Consider the following 21,581-nt stretch of genomic DNA (forward strand, 5'->3'; position numbering starts at 1 on the left):
TCGCGATCGCCGGCGTGCGACCGCTACAGGTCGCGCACCACCCAGCCCGGCGGCAGGTCGGCATGGGCGGCGTCGATCGCCGCCTGGGCGACGGCCTCCGGCGACTCCCCCGCCCGCCAGGCGCGGGCGATCGCCGCCAGCCGCTCGCGGGTGGCGCGGGTGTAGGCGCCTTCCAGCTCGTTCAGCGCGTCGGCCGCGAGCTTCTGCGGGTACAGCGCGCGTGCCTCGTCGCTGTGGTTGAGCAGGTCGACCAGCAAGGCGAGCTGCCGGCGGAAGGTGTCCACGCCCAGGGAGGTGCGCTGGGTGCGCTGCAGGTGCCAGACCAGCAGGTATTCGACCGGACCCAGCATCCTTCGCGGCGAGGCGCCGAAGAAGTGGCCGGACAGCGCACCCACCGGCAGGCCGGTGACGTCGTCCGGCAACCGGGTCGCGCCCCAGGAACTCAGCGCGCCGCCGGGCAGGTCGGCACGGCGCAGCGCGGTGGCGACGGTGTCGGCGAGCAGGCGCTTGGCGACGTGGTCGTCGCTTTCGGCGACGACGCCCAGCAGCCGCAGGAACATCGGGTAGTGGTCCTCGCCTAGCCGTCGCGACAGCCGCTTGAGCACGGCCAGGCGGTATTCCGGGTCGTCGTGCGCGGCCAGGGCCGAGACCAGGCGCCCGGCGGCGTCGCGCAGTTGTTCGGCGGTGGGCGTGGACGGATTCATCGGCGCGTCGCGAGCGAAGTGGCGGCCATTATCGGCCCGATGCCGCGAGGCGCCGGCATCGCGCCGTCACGCGGTGGCACGCGTGCGGCGGGCGCCCCGCGGCAGCCCGCCCGGATCGCCCGGCCAGGGATGCAACAGGTCGCGTATCCGCCGGCGGGCCGATCTGCCGGTTTCGAGCGTCGGGAAGGCTCGCCCCCGGGTCGCGCTGCGACCGCATCAGGTGGACATGGGGTGCGGCGGACCGGGCCCGCCCTGCGGAGGGGAAGCTGTCTGCGCGGGGCGCCAACCGCAGCCGCCCCGCATTCGCGCCTCGACCGTGCCGGCGAGGCCAGCGGCGGCTGACGCGGAACGAAGGGCCGGATTCAGAGCGCCGAGAAGATGTGGTCGACCGCCGCGTTCGCGGCGTCGGCCCGATCCATCTGCGAAAGTTGCGCGGTCAGCGCATCGGATCTCGGCAGGGTGCGCGCCGCGCCGGCATCGTCCCACGCCGACAGGTTCAGCACCGTCTCGCCCGCGTCGACCAGCGGTGCTGGAGCGGCCTCCGGTGCCGCGCTTCCGGCCCCGGTATCGGCGCGCAGCAGGCCCTGCTGGCGCGCCTCGTCGAACGAGACCTGCCCGCCGGCCGGATCGAATCCGGTCGTACCCAGTCCAGGCGGCGTGGAACCGATGGCGCTCATGTCGAGGGGAGTGGTCCGGCGGGTGCTGGCAAGCCGCGGCTGCGGCGACATGCACACTCTAGCGAGGCTGTCATCGCACTGTCACCTCGGGTCGACCCTAGGACACGGCCCCCGCTGCGGCCGCATTCATGCACGGCGCCGCGGCGGCCTCGACCGCGGTCGCCGCGGCGCCGTGCTAGCCTCGGGCGGACGCGAACCAGGCACGGGACGACGTGGCATGGCCGACAAGGACCAGGGCGCCGACAAGACCGAAAAGCCGACCCCGAAGAAGATCCGTGACGCGCGCAAGGAAGGCAATGTCGCCAAGAGCAGGGAGCTCACCGGCACCGTGCTGCTGCTCGGCTGGGTCGCGCTGGGCGGCATGCTGTCCACGTTCATCTTCGGGCGGGTCAAGGCGCTGTTCGACCAGAGTCTGCAGGCGGTCGGCCAGCCGTTCCACGAGGTGCTGCCGCGATTGGGGCAGCTCGCGTTCGAGACCCTGCTTTGGATCTGCCTGCCGCTGATGGGAATGGCGCTGGCGCTGGGCGTGCTGATCGAGTTCCTCCAGGTCGGGCCGGTCACCTCGATCAAGAAGGTGACGCCGAAGATGGACAAGATGAATCCGGTCGAGGGCATCAAGAAGATGTTCTCGATGGACAACCTGGTCGAGCTGGTCAAGTCGATCCTCAAGTGCGTGGCGCTGATCGGGATCGGCTACATCGTGCTGCGCGGGATGATGGAGTGGCTGCTCAAGCTGCCCTACGCGCCGCCCTCGGCGATGGCCGCGGCGTTCTGGCACGGGGTGAAGTGGATCGCGGTGTGGACGATCGCGGTGTTCTTCTTCGTGTCCGCGCTGGACGTGTGGTACCAGAAGTTCTCCTACACCAAGAAGCTGCGCATGAGCCGGCGCGACATCCGCCAGGAGGTGAAGGAGAACGAGGGCGACCCCTACGTCAAGCAGCGCCGCCGCCAGTTGCACCAGGAGTGGGCGCAGCAGAACATGCTCACCTCCGTGCGCAAGTCCAACGTGGTCGTGACCAATCCCACCCACATCGCCGTCGCATTGCAGTACGAACCCGGCGAAACCGACCTGCCGGTCGTGGTGGCCAAGGGCGAGGGCGCCTTCGCCGAGCTAATCAAGAAGACCGCCGAGGAGGAAGGCATCCCGATCCTGCAGAACGTGCCGCTGGCGCGCGGGCTCAACGAGCAGGTCGAGCTGGACGACTACATCGGCAACGAGTTCTTCGACGCGGTGGCCGAGGTATTGCACTGGGCCGAGAACGTGCGCCGCGAGCGCGGCGACGACATCGAGACGGTCTACCGCGAGCCGGAACCGGAATAGGGCGGATCAACCGGGTCTTTCGATGTGTCGGTGGGTCCTTCCGGTTGTCATTTCGACCGAAGGGAGAAATCCTCCTCAATCACGCAGATTTCTCCCTTCGGTCGAAATGACAGACTGAAAAGGCGCGCCGCCGCCTACTTCACCCGCCGCTTCTCCAGCTTGCGCGCCAGCGTGCGCCGGTGCATGCCGAGCTGGCGCGCGGCTTCGGAGATGTTGAAATCGGCCGCGGCCAGTGCCTCGTGGATGTGCTCCCATTCCAGCGTCTTGATCGAGGTCTGGCGCCGGGTCAGTTCCACCCCGGCGTCGCCGCCCTCGCGCGCGAACGCGGCCTCGATGTCGTCGGTGTTGGAGGGCTTGGCGAGGTAGTGCCGGGCGCCGAGCTTGATCGCCTCGACCGCGGTGGCGATGCTGGCGTAGCCGGTCAGCACCACGACCAGCATCTCCGGGTCGTGCGCGTGCAGCGCCTTGACGCAGGCCAGCCCGGAGTCGCCGCCGGCCAGCTTCAGGTCGACCACGGCGTGGGTCGGCGCGAACTCCGCGAGCGTCTGCTCCAGCGCGTGCAGGTTGGCGGCGTCGCGCACGTCGTAGCCGCGCCGCTCGAACGAGCGCGACAGCGTGCGCGCGAATGCGGCGTCGTCCTCGACGATCAGCAGCCTGCGGGGGTCAGTCGTCATCCTCGTCCGGTTCCAGGGCCAGCGCCTGCAGCGGCAGGGTGATGGTCACCGTGGCGCCGCCGCCTTCGTTGCGTGCGTCGATGGTACCGCCAAGCGTGCGCGCGACGTTGACCGCGAGGAACAGCCCCAGCCCGCGCCCGGGGGCGCCCTTGCTGGACTGGTAGGGCTTGCCGATGCGGTCGAGCATGTCCGGCGCGAAGCCCGGGCCGTCGTCGCTCACGCGCAGCACCAGCGTGTCGTCGACCTCCCCGGCGTCGAGCACCACCCGCGAGCGCGAGGCTTCCAGCGCGTTGTCCAGCACGTTCCACAGCATCTGCTGCAGGCCGGCATCGGACACGATCGCGAGTTCGCCGTCGATCCGGTCCCGGTACTCGAAACCGCGCACCGGGCGGCTGCGCTTCCATTCGTCGACCAGGCCATCGAGGAACGCGCGCAGCGTGGTCCCGCGTGGCGCCTCGCCGCGGGTCTCGCCGGCCGAGGCGAGAATGCCCGAGACGATCGCCTTGCAGCGCTGGACCTGGGCCTGCATTTCGGCGACGTCCTCGAGCAGTTCGGGCTCCGCGGCGAAATGCGGCAGTCGCCGCCAGTCGCCGAGGATCACCGCCATCGTCGACAACGGCGTCCCCAGCTCGTGCGCGGCGCCGGAGGCGAGCAGGCCCATGCGCACGATGTGCTCCTCTTCCGCGGCGCGCTGGCGCATCGCGGCGAGGCCGGCATCGCGCGCGCGCAGGGTGCGTCCGGTGCGGATGACCGACACCACCAGCAGCGCCGCGATCAGCACGAAGCACAGCAGCAGGCCCTGCACGTAGGGGTCGGAAAGCCCGCCGTCGGGGCTGGCCGGCAGCGTCACCGGCCCCGGGAACAATGCCAGGCCGACGATGCAGGCACTGGTCAGCGCGACGATCAGCCAGGTCGACCAGGGCCTGAGCAGGACCGCGGCCAGCACCACCTGCAGCAGGTACAGGAACGCGAACGGATTGGTGATGCCGCCGCTGAGGTAGAGCTGCACGGTCAGCGCGGCGACGTCCACCAGCAGTCCCAGCAGCAGCGACGCATTGCTGACCCGTCGCTGACCCCGCCAACGCAGCATCGCCCCGAGATTGAACGCCGCAAGCGCGGCCAGTACCGCCAGCATCGGCGGCAACGGCAGCGCGATTCCCATTGCCGCGTGCACCACCACGATGGTCGGCAGCTGGCCGACCACGGCGATCCAGCGCAGCTGGATGAGCTGGCGCATGTGGTTGCTGCCCGCGCTTGCGCCGATGGCGTCGGCGACCGGTCGGGTACCTGGGGCGGGCGGGTCCAGGGGCGGTGGCGGCAGCGGAGGGGGCATGGGGGCACAGGAGGTCGGAACCGGAAGTCGCCGGACCCGGGCCCGCCCGGGCGACGCGCCGTGCGACGACGCCATCGGCCGCCCGCACGGACCACGCCAGCGCGGCCGCCGCGGCTTGCCGAACCGTACCACGGCCATGAAGCCTGCACCGCGCGGGTCGTGCACACGACCGGCTCCCGGCCGCCAGGCGGCGACGCGTTACCGACCTTGGTCGGGTCGGGCCCGGCCGGCCGCCCCGGAGCGCTAGTATCCGGGCATGGACAGCCCGCTGGCCGATGTCGAACGCTTCCTGGCGCAGACCCCGCCGTTCGACGGCCTCGAACCGGCCGCGCTGCGGCGCGCGGCGGCATCGTTCGAGGCGGTGTACCGGCGCAGCGGCACCGAGATCCTGCGCATCGGCGAACGCAACGACACCCTGTTCCTGATCCGTCGCGGCGCGGTCGAGACCCACGACGGCCAGGGCAACCTGATCGGCCGCTACGGCGAGGGCGAGAGCTTCGGCCTGCAATCGCTGCTGGGCGGGCGACCGACCCGCTTCCGCGCGACCCTGATCGAGGACAGCCTGCTCTGGCTGATGCCCAAGGCGGATTTCGACGACCTGCGCGCCGGATCGCGCGCATTCGACGATTTCTACATTCGCAGCCTCGAGGAGCGGCTGGTCGGCGCGCTGCAGGAGAGTGCGGCGGGCAAGCAGTCGGCGACGCTGTTCCTGGCGCCGTTGTCGGAGCTGTCCAGGCGCGCGCCGATCAGCGTGCCGCGCGGCACGCCGGTCGCGGATGCCGCGCGGGTGATGTCGGAGCACGGCGTGTCGTCGCTGCTGGTGGGCGAAGGCGGCGAGGTCGAAGGCATCCTCACCGACCGCGACCTGCGCAACCGCGTGCTCGCCCGGGGCCGCGAGCCGACCACGCCGGTGCAGGAGGTGATGACGCCCGCGCCCCTGACCCTGGACGCCGACAGTCCCGTGCTGTCGGGCATCGTCGCCATGGCCGGGCGCGGCATCCACCACCTGCCGCTGACCCGCGACGGCGGCGTGGTCGGGATGGTGACCACGCGCGACCTGCTGAGCCTGCAGACCCACCATCCGCTGTACCTGGCCGCGCAGATCCAGAAGCAGGACACGCGCGAGGGCGTGGTCGAGGTCTGCCGCCGGGTGCCGAAACTGTTCGAGCTGCTGCTGGCCTCGGGCCTGCGGGCCGAGGAGGTGCCGAAGGTGATGAGCACGATCACCGATGCGGTGACGCGACGCCTGGTGCACCTCGCGCAGGCCGGACTCGGGCCGGCGCCGGCGCCGTGGGCGTGGCTCGCGTTCGGCTCGCAGGCGCGCGAGGAGCAGAGCCTGCGGACCGACCAGGACAACGGCATCGTCTACGCCGACGACGCGCCGCCCGGTGCCGACGACTACTTCGCCGCGCTGGCGCGCACCGTCAGCGATGGCCTCGACGCCTGCGGCTACGTCTACTGCCCGGGCGGGATCATGGCCACCACGCCGCAGTGGCGGCAACCGCTGTCGGGCTGGCTGCGCCACTTCGCGCACTGGTCGACCCTGCCCGATCCGGAAGGCGTGCTGCGGGTGAGCATCTTCTTCGACCTGCGCGGCATCGACGGCGACGCCGTGCTTGTGTCGCGGATCCGCACGGCGATGGTCGACTGCGCCAGCGGACGCGGCAAGGCGGTGTTCCTGACCGCGCTGGCGCGACAGGCGGTGCAGTACGAAGTGCCGCTGGGCTTCTTCCGCCGCTTCGTGCTCGAAAGCCGCGGCGAGCATCGCGAGACGCTCGAGATCAAGGGCGCCGGCCTGCTGCCGCTCACCGACCTGGTGCGGGTGCGCGCGCTGGAGGGGGGCGTGACCGTCGCCTCCACCCGCGAACGGCTGACGGCGCTGGTCGCGCGCGGCGCGATGAGCCGGTCCGACGGCGACCGCCTGGATGGCGCCTACCGGCTGTTGTGCGGCCTGCGCGTGCGACTGCACGCCGAACTCGCGCGTCGCGGCGAGGCCCCCCACAACCACCTCGACGTTCGCCGCATCAGCCACGCCGAGCGCGCCGCGCTGCGCGACGCCTTCCTGGTGATCCGCGAGGCGCAGGCCGCGCTGGCGCAGGATTTCCCGTGAGCGCGTGGCAGTCGTGGCGCCAGGCGTGGGCGCGCCGGCGCTCGCGGCTGCCGGCGCAGGTGGCGGCGCTGGCGCGGCCGCTGCCGGCGCGCGGCACGCGGTTCGAGGCGTTGGAACTCGTGGTCCTCGACTTCGAGACGACCGGCCTGGATCCCACGCGCGACCAGGTGCTGTCCGCCGGCTGGGTCCCGATCGGGCGCGGGCGCCTGCGCATGGGCGGCGCCCGCGAAATCCGCGTGCGTCCGCGCGGCGCCGCCGGCGTCGGACAGAGCGCCACCATCCACGGCCTGTTCGACAGCGACCTGGCGCAGGCCACCGACGAGGCCGGCCTGCTGGCCGAACTGCTGCCGGCGCTGGCGGGGCGCGCGATCGCCGCGCACGCCGCATCGATCGAGCGCGGCTTCCTGCGCGCACTGCTGCGGCGCCACGGCGGCGTGGCCCCGCCCAATCCCTTCATCGACACGCTGGCGCTCGAGCGCATGCTGCTCGAGGGCGCCGGCGAGCGCATCGACGAACACGGCGGTGCGCTCATGCTGGGCTCTGCGCGCCAACGCCGCGGCCTCGGGGCGCACGCGCAACATTCCGCGGTCGCCGATGCGCTGGCCTGCGCCGAGCTGCTGCTGGCCCAGGTGGAGCACCTCGGCGGCGTCTCGCGGGTGCGCCTGCGCGACCTCGACTAGCGCGCCCGAGTAGGTCAAAGTCCGCATATCGACGGCAACGACGGGCGCGCTCGCAGGATGATCCAGGACCACGACGACGGCGACGGATCGCGCTCGCGCCTCGCCGGATTCCTCGCGATGGCGCGCGACTACCTCGGCATCGGCGGGCGGGTGCGGCGCGAGCCGCTGCGCGATGCGGAGGCCCTGCGCGGCTTCCTGTCCTCGCGCGCGAGCTTCATCGCCCAGACCAGCCTGTACGGCTACCTGCGCACGCGCGCCGGGCAGCGCTATCCGGAACTGTTCGAGAACGACGGCTTCGTCGAACTGCTCAACGCCGCCAAGTGGCACATGTGGCTGGCCTGCCTGTCCGACATCACGGTCTACGCGGGAGGACTGCTGGCCCGCGGCGGGATGCCGCCCGAACGGGTCGGCATGCTGATGCGGCGCCTGCTCGACGCCACCCTCGACGAGACCGGCGTGCCGCAGGAGGCCGACGCGGGATTTCCCGAGCACGCCGCGCGCGTGCGCGCGCGCATCGCCCTGACGCCCTGGACCCGCATCGGCGACGACGAAGGCTGTTTCCACGAAAGCCCCTCGGCGCTGGTCAAGCACGCGCCGATCGTCGAGAGCCTGATGCGGCTGGACGAGGAGATCGTGCGCAACTCGGTGAGCTTCCACTGGCAGGAAGTACGGCGCGATCTGCGCGAACTGCTCGAGGTCGAGTCGGTGGCGCAATCGTTCGAGGAGCTGACGTCCGGGGAATGAGTGCGTTCGGATGAGCGCCGGATTGTCGCCGGCTCGCTGGACAACGCGCGAGCCGGTAACTCCCCGCGACTTCCGCGCGAACGCGGTCAGCCGCCCAGCAGCTTCTGCGTGATCCAGTACAGCCCCTGCGCGATCTGCCCTTCCAGCGGGAACGACAGCATCCCGACCACCGAGTAGCCCAGCACCCAGGGCATGACGTAGAAGCGGGCCAGGAAGAAGAACCAGGCCACGTACAGCGGCACCATCGGCTGCACCAGGAACCCGGGGGTGATCGGCTCGAACAGCTTGAGCAGCGGGTCGGTGACCCGGACGAAAAAGCGGCTGAAGAAGAACTTGCTCTCCTCCGGCAGGAACAGGCGCATGCCGAAGCGTCCGATCAGGGTCCACATCACCATGCCCAGCAGGTAGTCGATCACGACTGCGTACAGCGGTACTCCGGTCACCATGCGTTGTCGCGGCTCCTCGCCCCAGGCCTCGACGGCCATGCTCTCACAATCAAAAGGATGCCGGGGGAGTCGCCTCGCCCCGGCATCCGGTTTCCGAACTTGTCTACCGTCGGGTCAGTGGTGGCGCACCAGCGATTCGCCGCGCGGCACGCGCACTGCGTCGACCATGCGCTGGGTCTCCTCGTCCGGCGCCGGAGTCAGCAGCGACACCGTGATCATCGCGATGAAGCTGGCGACCACGCCGACCACGCCGAAGCGCAGGTGGTCGAGGCCCAGCCACGGCGTCATGCCGTTGCGCACCGCGATCAGGTAGCCCCAGCCGGCGATCAGGCCGACCACCATGCCCGCGACCGCACCGGCACGGTTGGCGCGCTTCCACCACACGCCCAGCACCAGCGGCGCGAACAGGCCCGACATCGCGAAGCAGAAGGCCCAGGCCACCGCGCCGAGGATGCCTTCCAGCCGCATCGAGGCCACCGCCGCACCGGCCGCACCGATCACCAGCAGCAGGACGCGGGCGGTCAGCAGGCGCTTCCGGGTTTCGGCCTTCGGGTCGATGATCTTGTAGTACAGGTCGTGCGACAGGGTGTTGGCCATGGCCAGCAGCAGGCCGTCGGCGGTGGACAGCGCCGCCGCCAGGCCGCCGGCGGCCACCAGGCCCGAGATCACGTAGGGCAGACCGGCGAACTCCGGCGTGGCCAGCACGATGATGTCGGGGTTGAGGAAGAACTCGTTGATCTGCAGGATGCCGTCGCCGTTGGAATCGCGGATCGCCACCAGGCCGATCTCGCCCCAGTTCCGCACCCAGCCCAGCGCCTCGACGTCGGCGATCGCCTTGCCGAAGATCGAGCTGGCCAGGGTCGGGTCGAACAGCGAGAGCTTGCTCAGCGTGGCCAGGGCCGGCGCCGAGAAGTACAGCAGGAAGATGAAGAACAGCGACCAGGCCACCGAGCTGCGCGCCGCCTTGACCGACGGAGTGGTGAAGTAGCGCATCAGGATGTGCGGCAGCGATGCGGTGCCGACCATCATGCAGAACGCCAGGGTCACGAACTGCCACGCGGCCAGGGCCCCGTCCGCCGGCGAGGCGTGCAGGGTGGTCAGCGCCGAGAGGCCGGCGACGGTATCGACCGGTGCGGTGCCCACGCCGAGCAGCGGCTCGAGTTCCTGGATGCGTTCCACCGCGGGGCCGTACTGCAGCTGCGGGAACCAGCCGAAGCCCTGCGCGCCCGACATCCACACGATCGGCAGGATGTAGGCCACGATCAGCACGATGTACTGCGCCACCTGGGTCCAGGTCACCGCGCGCATGCCGCCGAGCATCGAGCACACCAGGATGCCGACCAGGCCCAGCCAGCAGGCGAGCTCGAACGGGATCAGGAAGGCGCGTGCGGCGATCGTGCCGGTGGCGGTGATCTGCGCGGTGACGTAGGTGAACGAGGCCACGATCAGCACCACGATCGCGCAGAACCGGGTCAGCTTGCCGCCGTAGCGCGTGCCGATGAAGTCGGGCACGGTGTAGCAGCCGAACTTGCGCAGGTACGGCGCCATCAGGGTCGCGACCAGGATGTAGCCGCCGGTCCAGCCGACCACGAAGGCCAGGTACGGATAGCCGGACATGAAGATGCCGCCGGCCATCGCCACGAACGACGCGCCCGACATCCAGTCCGCCGCCGTCGCCATGCCGTTGAACACCGGCGGCACGCTGCGGCCGGCGAGGTAATACGCATCCGCTGCCGCGGTCCGCGACAGCACGCCGATGAAGGCGTAGATGCCGATGGTGAAGGCGACGAAGCTCAGGCCGATGGCGCGCGCGCTGAGCCCGAACTGCTCCAGTACCGCCATCAGCGCGAAGAACGCGAGGAACCCGCCGGTGTAGATCGCGTAGATCTTCGGCAGGCTTTGTGTGAAGGACTTGCCTTCGAATTCCAGTGCCATGACGTATCCCCTAGGTTGTCAGTCTTCTTCGTGGACGCCGTACTTGACGTCGATGGCGTGCTGCTGCCTGCTGAACAGGAACAGCTGGACGACGAACACGGCCAGCGACCCCTGCGCGGCCATGTAGTACCCCAGCGGCCAGCCGAGGAAACGGATGTGGTTGATGTCGTGGGCGAACCAGTGGATCAGGAACGCGAAGACGAACCAGACCGCAAGGTGGGCGAGCGTCAGGTTGCGGGTCTTGCGCCAGTGTTCAGTGTCTGCACTCATGGTTGAAACGCCTCCGTGGATCTTCAGGTGTCGAACGCCGGATGGTTCCCGTTGCCGGAGTCGGCGGGGCCGCCTTTGACGGCGGCCCCGCGCGGACGACGGACTAGAAGGAATACTTGACGGTGGTCTGGATACGCTTCAGGTCGCCCTTGCGGTCGTCCTCGAGCGCGCGCTCGCCCCAGCTGATCTCGGCGCCGACGTCCAGCTTCGGGAACGGCGAATAGATCACGTTGGCGTGGAACGATTGCGCGCGTTCGACCGCCGCCCAGCTTCCCGGCCCCCATCCCGCCAGGCCGCGGTCGTTGTCGAACTCGGCGACCGAGTACATCAGGTTGGTGCGCAGCTGCGGGGTGAAGGCGTGGCGCCACGCGACGAAGCCACCGGCGCCGTTCTGCGCGTGCAGCTCGCCGTTGGCGTCGAGCACGGCGTCGGCGCCGAGGCCGAAGGCCATGTAGCGGCCGATGCCGGCGCCGTAGTTGGCCATCCAGCGGATGTCGTCGCTGGCGCCGAGGTTGAAGCGTCCCGACAGGCTGACCGCGGCCCCGCTGGTGCTTTCGGTGCCGGACTTGAGCTGGCGCACCAGGCCGGCGACGCTGAAGTGGCCCCAGTCGCCCTTGGTCACGTAGCGCGCGGTGAGGTCGGGCATGAGGTTGCTGCCGCCGGCGTTGTTGCGCGCCGCGGTGGCGACGCTGCTGACCGTGGTGAGCGGGTTCTCCAGGGCGACCGAGAACGGACCCTTGGTGTAGCGGACCTGGGCCTGGCGGACGAAGGTGGTGCCCTCGGTTACGCCGACGAAGTCCACCGCCTCGGGGAGCGCAGCCACGTCCTGGAAGTTGGACCAGGTCTGGCCGGCCAGCCAGTTGTTCCAGGTCACGAACGCGTGGCGGAGCGTGACGCCATGGGTGTTGGTCGCCACCTCGTTGCCCAGATTGGCGCTGCCGCCGCCGAACATGTCTGCCTCGATGAAGCCGCGGAACTTGTCGCCGCCCTCGCTGGTGAAGTCGGCGGCCAGCCAGAAGCGCGAGAACGCGGCATGCACGTCGGTGTACGGATCGGTGTCGGGCTCGGCGCCGTTGGCGACCACCGGGATCGTGGCCGGCACGTAGAACAGCCGTCCGGCCGAGCCTTCGGCGATCGCGCCGTCGCTGGTGTCGGTGGTCATCGCATCGAGCTTGATGAAGCCGCCGTAGGAGAACGCGCTGCCCGGCGTGGCTCCGGTCAGGATCGGCGAGCCCTGGATGCGCGGCTTGCCGTCGGCCGGCGCCCCCTGCGCCACCCGCACCTCGTCGAGCTGGGTCCTGGTCGCCGCGACCGTGGCCTGGGTCTCGGCGACCGAGGCCTGCGTCTGCTGCTGCGATTGCAGCAATGCCTGCACCTGCGCTTCGAGCTGGGCGATGCGCGCCTCCAGTTCCCGTTCCTTCGCGGTCTGCCCGAACGCCATCCCCGGCGCCATCAGGGCCACCATCATCGCAACCGCCAGCGGTCGCATCGGCCTGTGTCTTGTCATGAAGTTCCCCTCCCAGAGACGTGTGTGTACGCACTAGCACGGCGAGGCTGCGCGCCGGGGACGACCGTGCCTATTCGTCTTTGGTAGGGGGCGGTATTGCGTGCGACCAAAGTCCAAGGCCTGTGTTGCGTTGCAACATGCGTGGATGCGGCACACTGGCGGGCGATGCAGGATCGATTGCCGGACGCAAGCCTCGGGAGGGCGACATGAGCGACATCTACCCCGTCAAGCAGGAATTCGCCGCGCGCGCGCGCATCGACAAGGCGGGCTACGAACGCGGCTACCAGGCCTCGGTGCGGGATCCCGACGCGTTCTGGGGCGAGGCCGCCGAGCGCCTGGACTGGTACCGCAAGCCGACCCGGGTGCGCGACGTCAGCTTCGACGTCGAGGATTTCCGCATCCGCTGGTTCGCCGACGGCGAGCTCAACGCCAGCGTCAACTGCCTCGACCGCCAGCTCGCAGGGCGCGGCGACAAGCCCGCCCTGATCTGGGAGCCCGACAGTCCCGACACGCCGCCCAGGCAGGTGAGTTACCGCGAACTGCACGAACGCGTGTGCCGGCTCGGCAACGCGCTGCGTGCGCTGGGCGTGCAGAAGGGCGACCGGGTCACCATCTACCTGCCGATGATCGTCGAGGCCGCGGTGGCGATGCTGGCCTGCGCGCGCATCGGCGCGGTGCATTCGGTGGTGTTCGGCGGCTTCGCGCCCAATTCGATCGCCGACCGCGTCGGCGACTGCGGCTCGAAGCTGATCATCACCGCCGACGAGGGCCTGCGCGGCGGCCGCAAGGTGCCGCTGAAGGCGAACGTGGACGCCGCGCTGAAGCTGTCCGGCACCACCACCGTCGAGACCGTGCTGGTGGTGCGCCACACCGGCGGCGCGGTCGACATGCAGATGCCGCGCGACCGCTGGTACGACGCCGTGGTCGACCCGCAGCCGACCGAATGCGACCCCGAGCGCATGAATGCGGAGGATCCGCTGTTCATCCTCTACACCTCGGGCAGCACCGGCAAGCCCAAGGGCGTGCTGCACACCACCGGCGGCTACCTGCTGTATGCGGCGTACACCCACGAGGCGGTGTTCGACCTGCGCGAGGACGACGTCTACTGGTGCACCGCGGACGTGGGCTGGGTCACCGGCCACAGCTACATCGTGTACGGGCCGCTGGCCAACGGCGCGACCTCGCTGATGTTCGAAGGGGTGCCGAACTACCCGGATTTCTCCCGGTTCTGGAACGTCGTCGACAAGCACAAGGTCACGATCTTCTACACCGCGCCGACCGCGATCCGCGCCCTGATGCGCGAGGGCGAGGAGCCGGTGAAGAAGACCTCGCGCGCCTCGCTGCGCCTGCTCGGCAGCGTAGGCGAGCCGATCAATCCCGAAGCCTGGCGCTGGTACTTCGACGTGGTCGGCGACGGCCGCTGCCCGATCGTCGACACCTGGTGGCAGACCGAGACCGGCGGCATCCTGATCTCGCCGCTGCCGGGCGCGGTCGACCTCAAGCCGGGATCGGCGACGCTGCCGTTCTTCGGCGTGCAGCCGGCGCTGGTCGACGCCAGCGGCCAGCTGCTCGAGGGCGCCACCGAGGGCAACCTGGTGCTGCTCGACTCCTGGCCGGGGCAGATGCGCACGGTCTACGGCGACCATCAGCGCTTCATCGACACCTACTTCAAGGCCTACCCGGGCATGTACTTCACCGGCGACGGCTGCCGCCGCGACGAGGACGGCTACTACTGGATCACCGGCCGCGTCGACGACGTGATCAACGTCTCCGGCCACCGCATCGGCACCGCCGAGGTGGAGAGCGCGCTGGTCTCGCACCCGAAGGTGGCCGAGGCCGCGGTGGTCGGCTTCCCGCACGACATCAAGGGCCAGGGCATCTACGCCTACGTCACCCTGGTGGCGGGCGAGGCCGAGAGCGACGAGCTGCTCAAGGAGCTCGTGGCGCACGTACGCCGCGAGATCGGGCCGATCGCCTCGCCCGATTTCCTGCAGTGGGCGCCGGGCCTGCCGAAGACGCGCTCGGGCAAGATCATGCGCCGGATCCTGCGCAAGATCGCCGAGAACGCGCCGGACCAGCTCGGCGACACCAGCACCCTGGCCGATCCGTCGGTGGTCGATTCGCTTGTGAAGAACCGGCACGGGGCGTGACCCGGTTGCTCGGCTTGGGTCGGCCAGGGAGCGGCGAGCCGAGGTGGCTGTCATCCCGAGCGAAGCGAGGGATCTCCTGTCGGCTGCAGGGACGAAGCAGATCCCTCGCTTCGCTCGGGATGACAAGAATAGGGAGTTTCTCGGTCCGGTGAATTCTTCGGCTCCATTGAAGGCTTCGACGTCAGTGAACGCCCGGACCCGTCGCGTTGTCGAAGTGTCGCGCCGGCGCCCCTGCAGGCGCAGTTGCCAGTTCCGCAGGAGGCGGGGCCCCAACGCATGACCACCATTCTCGTAGCCGACGACCACCCCCTGTTCCGCGAGGCACTGCGCGGCGCGGTGGTGCGCGTGATCCCGAACGCCGAACTGCACGAAGCCGAGAACGCGCAGGGCCTGTACGCGATGGCCGACGCCCATCCCGACGCCGACCTCCTCCTGCTCGACCTCAACATGCCCGGCGCCCAGGGTTTCAGCGCACTCGTGCACCTGCGCGGGCTGCACCCGCAACTGCCGGTGGTGATGGTGTCCGCGCGCGAGGAGCCGGCCGTGATCCGGCGCGCGCTCGACCACGGCGCGATGGGCTTCATCCCCAAATCCTCCAACGCCGAGGCGCTCGGCACCGCCCTGCGCCACGTCCTCGAAGGCGACCGCTGGGTGCCGGAGATCGCCAGCGGCGCGCCGGACACCGCGCCCGACGAGCACGAGGTCGCCGCGCGCGTGCGCGAGCTCACGCCGCAGCAGTTCCGGGTGCTGCAGATGCTCGGCTCGGGCAAGCTCAACAAGCAGATCGGTTACGAGCTGGGCGTGTCCGAGGCCACGATCAAGGCGCACATGAGCGCGATCCTGCGCAAGCTCGGCGCGTCCAACCGGACCCAGGCGGTGCTGATGGCGGGCAAGCTTTCGGTCGATCCGGACAAGGTCGTCGCGCCGGACGGCGAGTTCGACTGATCGTCGCCGCGCGCGGTCAGTACGCGTGGCGGTGCTTGCCGAAGCGGTCCAGGTAGTCGCGCGCGAACGGGTCGAGCGGCATGTCGCCGAGGTCGGCGCGATCGTACGTGCGCAGGTCGGCGATGGCGGTGAACGCGCCCGTGGCCGCGACGCGTTCCAGCGAGCGCAGGCGCAGGCGGTAGTCGGCCACGCGGTAGTCCGCAGGCAGCCCGACCGCATCCAGCCACTCCAGCGTCACCCTGCGGCCTGCGGCATCGCGACCGGCAAGACGCGTGGCGTCCTCGCCGAAGCGCTGCGCGCTCCCCGCGCCGCGCAGGGAGGCGCGCAGGGACGGTGGCACGATCCCGGCCAGCGTGTCCCAGTCGGGCAACTCGTCGAGCGCGCGCAGGTCGCCGGGCGAGGCGACGACGACCGCGCCGCGCCCGGAGAACACCTCGGTGCGTTCGATGCCGTCGTCGAGCCGCCGCCAGATCCGCGGCGGCATGGCATCGCTGCCGCGGTACTCCACGCGCGCGTCGTCGCGCACGACGACCAGCGCGTGCCGGCGAGCGCCCTCGTGGATCTCGTACTCGGCGCGCCAGGCATCGGCGGCCCATCCCTGGCCGGCGATGCAGGACGCCAGCAGCCACAGGGCGATCCGCGGACCGCTCGCGTGGCGGCGCACCGGCCTCACCTGCGGACCGGCGGCTTGCCGCCGCCCAGGCCCGCACGTAGGTCGGCTTCCATCAGTGGTGGCGCCAGCGGCGGGCGCGTCAGCTTGCCTGCCGGCGACCCTGCGCCCGACCCGCTGCAGCCGCCGAACAGCGCGCACAGGAACGCGTTGATGTCCTTCTGCGACTGCGACATCACGTGGAAGATCACGTTCTGCTCGACCACGCCCTGGAACGCGTGCGCGCCGGGGCCGCTGGCGTAGATGCCCACGTCCTCGCCGGCGTGGGTCTCGCTGCCCAGGGGCAGGGTGGCTTCCTGCAGGAAGTCGGGATGCGCGGTGTCGGTGGTGGTCAGGTCGGGGCGGCCGTTGCCGCCGCGGTAGCCGGGGCCGTTGGCATAGCCGAGCGTGGTGTACGGCTTGCCGTCGCCGGCGAGCGCGAACTGGCCTTCGCTGACCACCTTGCCGAGGATGTCGTTGCCGCGGTCGGGATAGCCGGCGATCGTGAACACGTGGCTGTGGTCGGCGCTGACCACGATCAACGTGTCGTCCTCCGACGTCAGGTTGCGCGCCACGCGCACCGCGTCCGACAGCGCGATGGTGTCCGACAGCGCGCGGCTGGCGTTGCCGGCATGGTGGCTGTGGTCGATGCGGCCGCCCTCGACCACCAGCAAGAAGCCCTTGCCCGTGTCGTTGGCCTGCAGCACCTGGATCGCCTTGCGCGTCATCGCCGCGAGCGAAGGCTCCTTGCCGGTGTCGTCGGCACGGTCGTGCTCGTACTCCATGTGCGAGCGCTCGAACAGGCCCAGCAGCTTGCGCGTGCTGGCCGGGTCGATCGCGTTGAACTGCGCGCGGTTCCACACGTACGCCGCGCCGGGGCGACTGGCCCACTCCTGCGCGAGGTTGCGGCCATCCTTGCGGCGACCGAAGGCGCCGGCGTCCTCCGGGTCCGCCGCGGTGTTCGGCAGGAAGTAGCTGCGGCCGCCGCCGAGCACGACTTCCAGCCCGTCGCCGTAGGGGAATTCGATCAGCTGGCGCGCAATGTCCTTGCAGCCGTTCGCCTTCGCCTCGGCGCTGAGCTCGGCGTCGCTTTCCCAGTCGCGGTTGGGCGTGTGGGCGTAGGTGGCGGCCGGGGTGGCATGGGTGATGCGCGCGGTGCTGACGACGCCCGTCGCCAGGCCCAGCGCCTCGGCGATCTCGAGGATGCTCGCCACGCCCTGTCCGTCGGCCGAGGCGCAGTCGTTGTGGCGCGCGTACTGGGTCACGCCGATCACACCCTGGTTGGTCTTGATGCCGGCGACCATCGCGGTCATGGTCGGCGCCGAATCCGGGGTCTGGCCGTCGACTGAGTAGGTCTTCGACAGTGCGACGTAGGGCAGGCGCTCGAAGCTGAGCCGGTTTTCCTCGCCGGTGGCGCCCTTGCGCTGACCCTCGAGGATGCGCGCCGCGGTCACCGTCGACAGGCCCATGCCGTCGCCGACGAACAGGATCACGTTCCTGGCCTTGCCGGGTTTGGGCGTTTGCGCCGCGGCGGCGCGGGCGGTCTGCGCGCCCTGGTCGTACCAGCGCCGTGGCGTCTCGCCGTTGACCGCCTTGGCGCGTACGCCCTCGCGCCGGGGATGCATCTGGTCGGCAGCAAGGCTCGGCAGGGCGAGCGTGGCGGCGGCGATCGCCGTGCACAACAGGGTGGGCAGCGGACGCATGGCAGGCTCCGGGGGGTGGGGGGAGCCGCCACGCTAGGCGGCGCAGGTGTCGCATGGGTGACAGCGCGCGTTCGATGTCATGACGAGCGTGCGGCAGCCGGACGGCGCGCACGAGCTGCGTGTGCCGGAGGTCGCATTCGCCCGTCGCCGCAGCGCATGCGATCACCCGTTGGCATTCACCTCAAGCGCTGGTGTCGACCCGGCGCTGCGCGGTGAGGAACGCGCGCAGCGAGGCCGGCCGGACCGGCTTGGTCAGCACCCGGTAGCCGCGTTCGCGCGCGGCCTGCTTGAGTGCGTCGCTGCCATCGGCGGTGAGCAGGGCGCCGGGGATCGGCTGGCCCGCGGCTGTCCGCAGCGCATCGAGCGTATCGAGCCCGTCGAGCCGGTCGTGCAGGTGGTAGTCCACCAGCAGCACGTCGGGTTCGCGCGCCAGTTGCGCCAGCGCCTCGTCGACGGTGGTGGCGAGCACCGTGTCCACGCCCCAGCGGGAGAGCAGGGCCTGCATGCCGGCGAGGATGTCGCGGTCGTTGTCCACGCACAGCACGGTCAGGTCGTGCAGGGACTGGTCGATGTCGACGCGCGGGGTCTCGGCGCGACGCTCCTCGATCGCCTGGCCGAGCGGCACGACGATCGAGAACATGCTGCCGTGGCCGACCACCGAGCGCGCGTCGAGCGCGTGGTCGAGCAGGCGCGAGATCCGCTGGCAGATCGACAGGCCCAGGCCGAGGCCGCGGCCGTCCCAGTCGAACGGCTGCTCGTAGCGGTGGAACTCGTCGTAGATCTGGCGCATGTGGTGTTCGGGGATGCCGGGGCCGGCATCCCAGACCTGCAGCGCGACGTGTTCGCCGCGGCGACGCGCGGCCAGCACCACGCGTCCGCGCGGGGTGTAGCGCAGTGCGTTGGCGATGAAGTTCTGCAGCACCCGGCGCAGCAGGCGGCGGTCGCTGCGCACCGGCAGCACCGGCGCGTGCACGCGGATGCTGATCGTGCGCGCGGCGGCCATCGGTGCGTACTGCGCCGCCAGTTCGCGCAGCAGCGCGCCGGCGTCGAAATCCGAGATCTCCGGCTTGAGCTTGCCCGCGTCCAGGCGCGAGACATCGAGCAGGCCGTCGAGCAGTTCTTCGGCCGCGCGCAGTGCCGCGTCCACGCGCTCGGCCAGGTGCGCCTGTTCCTGCGGCTCGCTGCTCTCGCGCAGGGCCGAGGTGAACAGGCGCGCGGCGTTGAGCGGCTGCAGCACGTCGTGGCTGATCGCGGTCAGGAAGCGCGAGCGCGTCTCCTGCGCGATCTCGGCCTCGCGCGTGCGCTCGGCCACGCGCTGCTCGAGGTGTTCGTTGATCTCGCGCAGCTCGCGCTCGGCGCGCTTGTAGTCGGTGACGTCGCTGTAGCTGGTGGCGTAGCCGCCGCCGGGCAGCGGCTGGCCGCGCAGCTCCAGCACCTGACCGTTGCCGCGCACGCGCTCGCTGACATGCGCCGACCCGGCGCGCATGTAGGCGATCCGCTTCTCGACCTCGGTCTCGACCTCCTCGGGCCCGAGCGGGCCGAGTTCGCCGCGTTCGGCGTTGTAGCGGATCAGGTCGGCGACCGGGCGGCCGACGTAGAGCATGCCGTCCGGATAGCCGAACAGCCGCTGGTAGCGCCGGTTCCACGCCACCAGGCACATGTCGCTGTCGACCACGCTCACGCCCTGGTCGATGTTCTCCAGCGTGTTGGACAGGATCTCGCGGTTGAAGCGCAGCTCCTGGCCGGCCTCGTCCAGCACCGCGACCACCTCGCCCACCTCCATGCCCGAGCCCTTGAGCACGCTGGTGAGCACCAGCCGCGCCGATGCGGCCCCGACCGCGGCGGCCAGCAGGCGCTCGGTGAACTGCACCCAGTTGCGGTCGGCGCGCGCCTGCGAGTGCAGCTCGGCGCCCAGCTCGCGTGCGTGCTGCTCGAAGGCGCGTTGCGCGGTGCGTTCGCCGACGATGCGGCTGGCGAGCGTGAGCAGGTCGCCGATCGCGACGTTGCCCTTCCACTCGCCCGCGGCGAGCGCGCTGCGCTCGGCGTAGGGATCGAGGAACGGCGCCGCGCGCAGGCGTTCGTCCAGGTTCGGCCGCCAGCGCGCCGAGACCAGCAGCAGCGCGCCGATGTTCGCCAGCAGCGACCAGAACGTGCCGTGCGTCAGCGGGTCCCAGCCCCACAGCCCGAACAGCTGGCGCGGCCGCAACCAGTGGATGCCGAACGGGCCGTCGCGGACCCAGGCCGGGTCGAACCAGCCGGCGTCGGTCAGGCTCGGCAGCAGCAGCGTGTAGATCCATACCGCGAAGCCCATCAGCAGGCCGACCTCGGCGCCACGGCGGCTCGCGCCGTGCCAGTACAGCCCGCCGACCAGCGCCGGCGCGAACTGCGCGACCGCGGCGAACGACATCAGTCCGAACGAGGCCAGAGACGCGTCGCTGCCGCTGGCGCGGTAGTAGCCCCAGGCCAGCCCCGCGATGCCGACGATCGCGATGCGCCGGATCCACAGCACGGTCGAGGCCACGTCGCCACCGCCGCGGTTGGCCCAGCCGCGGCGCAGCAGCAGCGGCATCACCAGATCGTTGCTGACCATGGTCGCGAGCGCGACGCTGGCCACGATCACCATGCCGGTGGCCGCGGAAAAGCCGCCGACGTAGGCCAGCAGCGCCAGCGTGTCGCGCTGCTCGGCCAGCGGCAGCGCCAGCACGAAGCTGTCCGGCGCCACGCCCGAACCCTGGCCGAACAGGGCCATGCCGGCGCTGGCGATCGGCACCACCATGAGCGTGACGATCACCAGGTAGGCGCCGAACAGCCAGCGCGCGCGGCGGATGTCGTCGACGTTGCCGCATTCCACGATCGCCACGTGGAACTGGCGCGGCAGGCAGAAGATCGCCACGAACGCCAGCAACGTCTGCGCGACGAACCCCACCGGCGGTCCCACGTCGACCAGCGCGCGCGTCGCGGCGAGGTAGTCGAGGTCGCGCGCGCCCAGCCAGCGCGAGGCGAACAGGCCGACCGCCACCAGCGCCACCAGCTTGACCAGCGACTCCAGCGCGACGGCGAGCATCATGCCCGGCCGGTGCTCGGTGGCGTCGACCTGGCGGGTGCCGAACAGGATCGCGAACAGCGCCATCAGCGCGGCCACGTACAGCGCCGGGTCGCCGAGCGCGGGCCCGCCAGGATCCTGCCCGCCGAGCACGCCGAGGCTGATCGCCACCGCCTTGTACTGCAGCGCCAGGTAGGGCACCGCGGCGATCAGCGCGATCGTCGCCACCAGCGCGGCCAGTGGCTGCGAGCGCCCGTAGCGCGAGGCGATGAAGTCGGCGATCGAGACCGTGTTCTGGGTCTGCGCGACGCGCGCCATGCGCTCGAGGATGCGCCAGCCGAACAGCAGCAGCAGCAGCGGACCGAGGTAGATCGGCAGGTAGCCGATGCCCGAACGCACCGCGGTGCCGACCGCGCCGTAGAACGTCCATGACGAGCAGTACACCGCCAGCGCCAGGCTGTAGACCAGCGGCCGCAGCCACGGCCGCTGCGGATACAGCGGATAGCGGTCGCCGACCCACGCCACCGCGAACAGCAGCGCGGCGTAGCCGACCGACACCAGCAGCAGGACCCATCCCGGCAGCAAGCCGCGTCCCCCCCGGACAAGACTGTGCCCGGAGTGTACGCAATCGGTCCGCCCCCGGCGCGCCGCGTTGCGCCGGAAGGGCGTGGTCACGCCGTCGGCGCCGGC

At 70.8% G+C, this 21,581-nt stretch carries 17 protein-coding genes; 6 read left to right on the top strand and 11 right to left on the bottom strand.

The window, feature by feature from the left end; translation table 11 throughout:
* Window positions 1-23: 23 nt before the first annotated feature.
* Both JMO03_RS05960 and JMO03_RS05965 read right to left on the bottom strand, forming a co-directional pair.
* Window positions 24-704 (bottom strand): hypothetical protein, encoded by a 681-nt coding sequence (locus tag JMO03_RS05960; RefSeq protein WP_202841397.1) that lies wholly within the window; start codon window positions 702-704, stop codon window positions 24-26.
* A gap of 362 nt (window positions 705-1,066) precedes the next feature.
* A complete protein-coding gene (locus JMO03_RS05965; protein WP_202841399.1) occupies window positions 1,067-1,381 on the bottom strand; it encodes a hypothetical protein in 315 nt (104 codons plus the stop codon).
* A 217-nt stretch (window positions 1,382-1,598) separates the two neighbouring features.
* Here JMO03_RS05965 and sctU point away from each other — a divergent pair, with 217 nt between their 5' ends.
* Entirely contained in the window at window positions 1,599-2,702 is a 1,104-nt protein-coding gene (gene sctU / locus JMO03_RS05970) for a type III secretion system export apparatus subunit SctU (protein WP_202841408.1), read from the top strand.
* A 134-nt stretch (window positions 2,703-2,836) separates the two neighbouring features.
* On the opposite strand, the gene JMO03_RS05975 is transcribed toward sctU, so the two are convergent.
* Together JMO03_RS05975 and JMO03_RS05980 are read right to left on the bottom strand one after the other, a co-directional pair.
* Window positions 2,837-3,376, bottom strand: coding sequence for a response regulator transcription factor (locus tag JMO03_RS05975; protein ID WP_202841410.1), 540 nt, complete (start codon window positions 3,374-3,376; stop codon window positions 2,837-2,839).
* Window positions 3,366-4,613 carry an ATP-binding protein gene (locus JMO03_RS05980; RefSeq protein ID WP_202841413.1) on the bottom strand — a complete coding sequence of 416 codons (1,248 nt, stop codon included), beginning with the start codon at window positions 4,611-4,613 and terminating at the stop codon, window positions 3,366-3,368. Before JMO03_RS05980 ends, JMO03_RS05975 begins: the two co-directional genes overlap by 11 nt.
* A 352-nt stretch (window positions 4,614-4,965) precedes the next feature.
* Between JMO03_RS05980 and JMO03_RS05985 the strand changes: the two genes are divergently transcribed.
* Genes JMO03_RS05985 through JMO03_RS05995 form a run of 3 tightly spaced genes read left to right on the top strand, consistent with a single transcriptional unit; the run spans window position 4,966 to window position 8,243 of the window.
* Complete coding sequence (locus JMO03_RS05985; protein WP_202841415.1) at window positions 4,966-6,819, top strand: DUF294 nucleotidyltransferase-like domain-containing protein; 1,854 nt, start codon at window positions 4,966-4,968, stop codon at window positions 6,817-6,819.
* Window positions 6,816-7,499 (top strand): exonuclease domain-containing protein, encoded by a 684-nt coding sequence (locus tag JMO03_RS05990; RefSeq protein WP_202841417.1) that lies wholly within the window; start codon window positions 6,816-6,818, stop codon window positions 7,497-7,499. Before JMO03_RS05985 ends, JMO03_RS05990 begins: the two co-directional genes overlap by 4 nt.
* Window positions 7,500-7,556: 57 nt before the next feature.
* Window positions 7,557-8,243 carry a hypothetical protein gene (locus JMO03_RS05995; protein WP_202841418.1) on the top strand — a complete coding sequence of 229 codons (687 nt, stop codon included), beginning with the start codon at window positions 7,557-7,559 and terminating at the stop codon, window positions 8,241-8,243.
* An 86-nt stretch (window positions 8,244-8,329) separates the two neighbouring features.
* Here the strand turns inward: JMO03_RS05995 and JMO03_RS06000 are convergent, their stop codons facing one another.
* From JMO03_RS06000 to JMO03_RS06015, 4 genes are all read right to left on the bottom strand, one after another.
* Window positions 8,330-8,728, bottom strand: coding sequence for a YggT family protein (locus JMO03_RS06000; protein ID WP_202841420.1), 399 nt, complete (start codon window positions 8,726-8,728; stop codon window positions 8,330-8,332).
* Between the two features lie 75 nt (window positions 8,729-8,803).
* Complete coding sequence (locus JMO03_RS06005; RefSeq protein ID WP_202841422.1) at window positions 8,804-10,624, bottom strand: sodium:solute symporter family protein; 1,821 nt, start codon at window positions 10,622-10,624, stop codon at window positions 8,804-8,806.
* 18 nt (window positions 10,625-10,642) lie between these two features.
* Complete coding sequence (locus JMO03_RS06010) at window positions 10,643-10,894, bottom strand: DUF4212 domain-containing protein (RefSeq protein WP_202841423.1); 252 nt, start codon at window positions 10,892-10,894, stop codon at window positions 10,643-10,645.
* A gap of 103 nt (window positions 10,895-10,997) precedes the next feature.
* Window positions 10,998-12,401, bottom strand: coding sequence for a DcaP family trimeric outer membrane transporter (locus JMO03_RS06015; protein ID WP_202841425.1), 1,404 nt, complete (start codon window positions 12,399-12,401; stop codon window positions 10,998-11,000).
* Window positions 12,402-12,607: 206 nt separating this feature from the next.
* Here JMO03_RS06015 and acs point away from each other — a divergent pair, with 206 nt between their 5' ends.
* Complete coding sequence (gene acs / locus JMO03_RS06020) at window positions 12,608-14,551, top strand: acetate--CoA ligase (protein ID WP_202841427.1); 1,944 nt, start codon at window positions 12,608-12,610, stop codon at window positions 14,549-14,551.
* Between the two features lie 276 nt (window positions 14,552-14,827).
* On the top strand, window positions 14,828-15,496 hold the full coding sequence (locus tag JMO03_RS06025) for a response regulator transcription factor (protein ID WP_202841429.1): 669 nt from the start codon (window positions 14,828-14,830) through the stop codon (window positions 15,494-15,496).
* Window positions 15,497-15,512: 16 nt separating this feature from the next.
* Here the strand turns inward: JMO03_RS06025 and JMO03_RS06030 are convergent, their stop codons facing one another.
* The 3 genes from JMO03_RS06030 to JMO03_RS06040 all read right to left on the bottom strand — a co-directional run bounded on the left by JMO03_RS06030 (window position 15,513) and on the right by JMO03_RS06040 (window position 21,476).
* Entirely contained in the window at window positions 15,513-16,160 is a 648-nt protein-coding gene (locus JMO03_RS06030; protein ID WP_202841431.1) for a hypothetical protein, read from the bottom strand.
* 5 nt (window positions 16,161-16,165) lie between these two features.
* A complete protein-coding gene (locus JMO03_RS06035; RefSeq protein ID WP_202841433.1) occupies window positions 16,166-17,848 on the bottom strand; it encodes an alkaline phosphatase family protein in 1,683 nt (560 codons plus the stop codon).
* Between the two features lie 181 nt (window positions 17,849-18,029).
* Window positions 18,030-21,476 carry a hybrid sensor histidine kinase/response regulator gene (locus tag JMO03_RS06040; RefSeq protein ID WP_202841441.1) on the bottom strand — a complete coding sequence of 1,149 codons (3,447 nt, stop codon included), beginning with the start codon at window positions 21,474-21,476 and terminating at the stop codon, window positions 18,030-18,032.
* Window positions 21,477-21,581: the final 105 nt, after the last annotated feature.

This window comes from Luteimonas saliphila (genome assembly GCF_016774335.1).
In the GTDB taxonomy this organism is placed as follows: domain Bacteria; phylum Pseudomonadota; class Gammaproteobacteria; order Xanthomonadales; family Xanthomonadaceae; genus Luteimonas; species Luteimonas saliphila.

What these genes read in the sequence shown, in the direction of transcription:
- JMO03_RS05960 (WP_202841397.1), bottom strand. Translation starts at nt 704, where the DNA reads ATGAATCCGTCCACGCCCACCGCCGAACAACTGCGCGACGCCGCCGGG.
- JMO03_RS05965 (WP_202841399.1), bottom strand. Translation starts at nt 1,381, where the DNA reads ATGAGCGCCATCGGTTCCACGCCGCCTGGACTGGGTACGACCGGATTC.
- sctU (WP_202841408.1), top strand. Translation starts at nt 1,599, where the DNA reads ATGGCCGACAAGGACCAGGGCGCCGACAAGACCGAAAAGCCGACCCCG.
- JMO03_RS05975 (WP_202841410.1), bottom strand. Translation starts at nt 3,376, where the DNA reads ATGACGACTGACCCCCGCAGGCTGCTGATCGTCGAGGACGACGCCGCA.
- JMO03_RS05980 (WP_202841413.1), bottom strand. Translation starts at nt 4,613, where the DNA reads ATGCGCCAGCTCATCCAGCTGCGCTGGATCGCCGTGGTCGGCCAGCTG.
- JMO03_RS05985 (WP_202841415.1), top strand. Translation starts at nt 4,966, where the DNA reads ATGGACAGCCCGCTGGCCGATGTCGAACGCTTCCTGGCGCAGACCCCG.
- JMO03_RS05995 (WP_202841418.1), top strand. Translation starts at nt 7,557, where the DNA reads ATGATCCAGGACCACGACGACGGCGACGGATCGCGCTCGCGCCTCGCC.
- JMO03_RS06000 (WP_202841420.1), bottom strand. Translation starts at nt 8,728, where the DNA reads ATGGCCGTCGAGGCCTGGGGCGAGGAGCCGCGACAACGCATGGTGACC.
- JMO03_RS06005 (WP_202841422.1), bottom strand. Translation starts at nt 10,624, where the DNA reads ATGGCACTGGAATTCGAAGGCAAGTCCTTCACACAAAGCCTGCCGAAG.
- JMO03_RS06010 (WP_202841423.1), bottom strand. Translation starts at nt 10,894, where the DNA reads ATGAGTGCAGACACTGAACACTGGCGCAAGACCCGCAACCTGACGCTC.
- JMO03_RS06015 (WP_202841425.1), bottom strand. Translation starts at nt 12,401, where the DNA reads ATGACAAGACACAGGCCGATGCGACCGCTGGCGGTTGCGATGATGGTG.
- acs (WP_202841427.1), top strand. Translation starts at nt 12,608, where the DNA reads ATGAGCGACATCTACCCCGTCAAGCAGGAATTCGCCGCGCGCGCGCGC.
- JMO03_RS06025 (WP_202841429.1), top strand. Translation starts at nt 14,828, where the DNA reads ATGACCACCATTCTCGTAGCCGACGACCACCCCCTGTTCCGCGAGGCA.
- JMO03_RS06035 (WP_202841433.1), bottom strand. Translation starts at nt 17,848, where the DNA reads ATGCGTCCGCTGCCCACCCTGTTGTGCACGGCGATCGCCGCCGCCACG.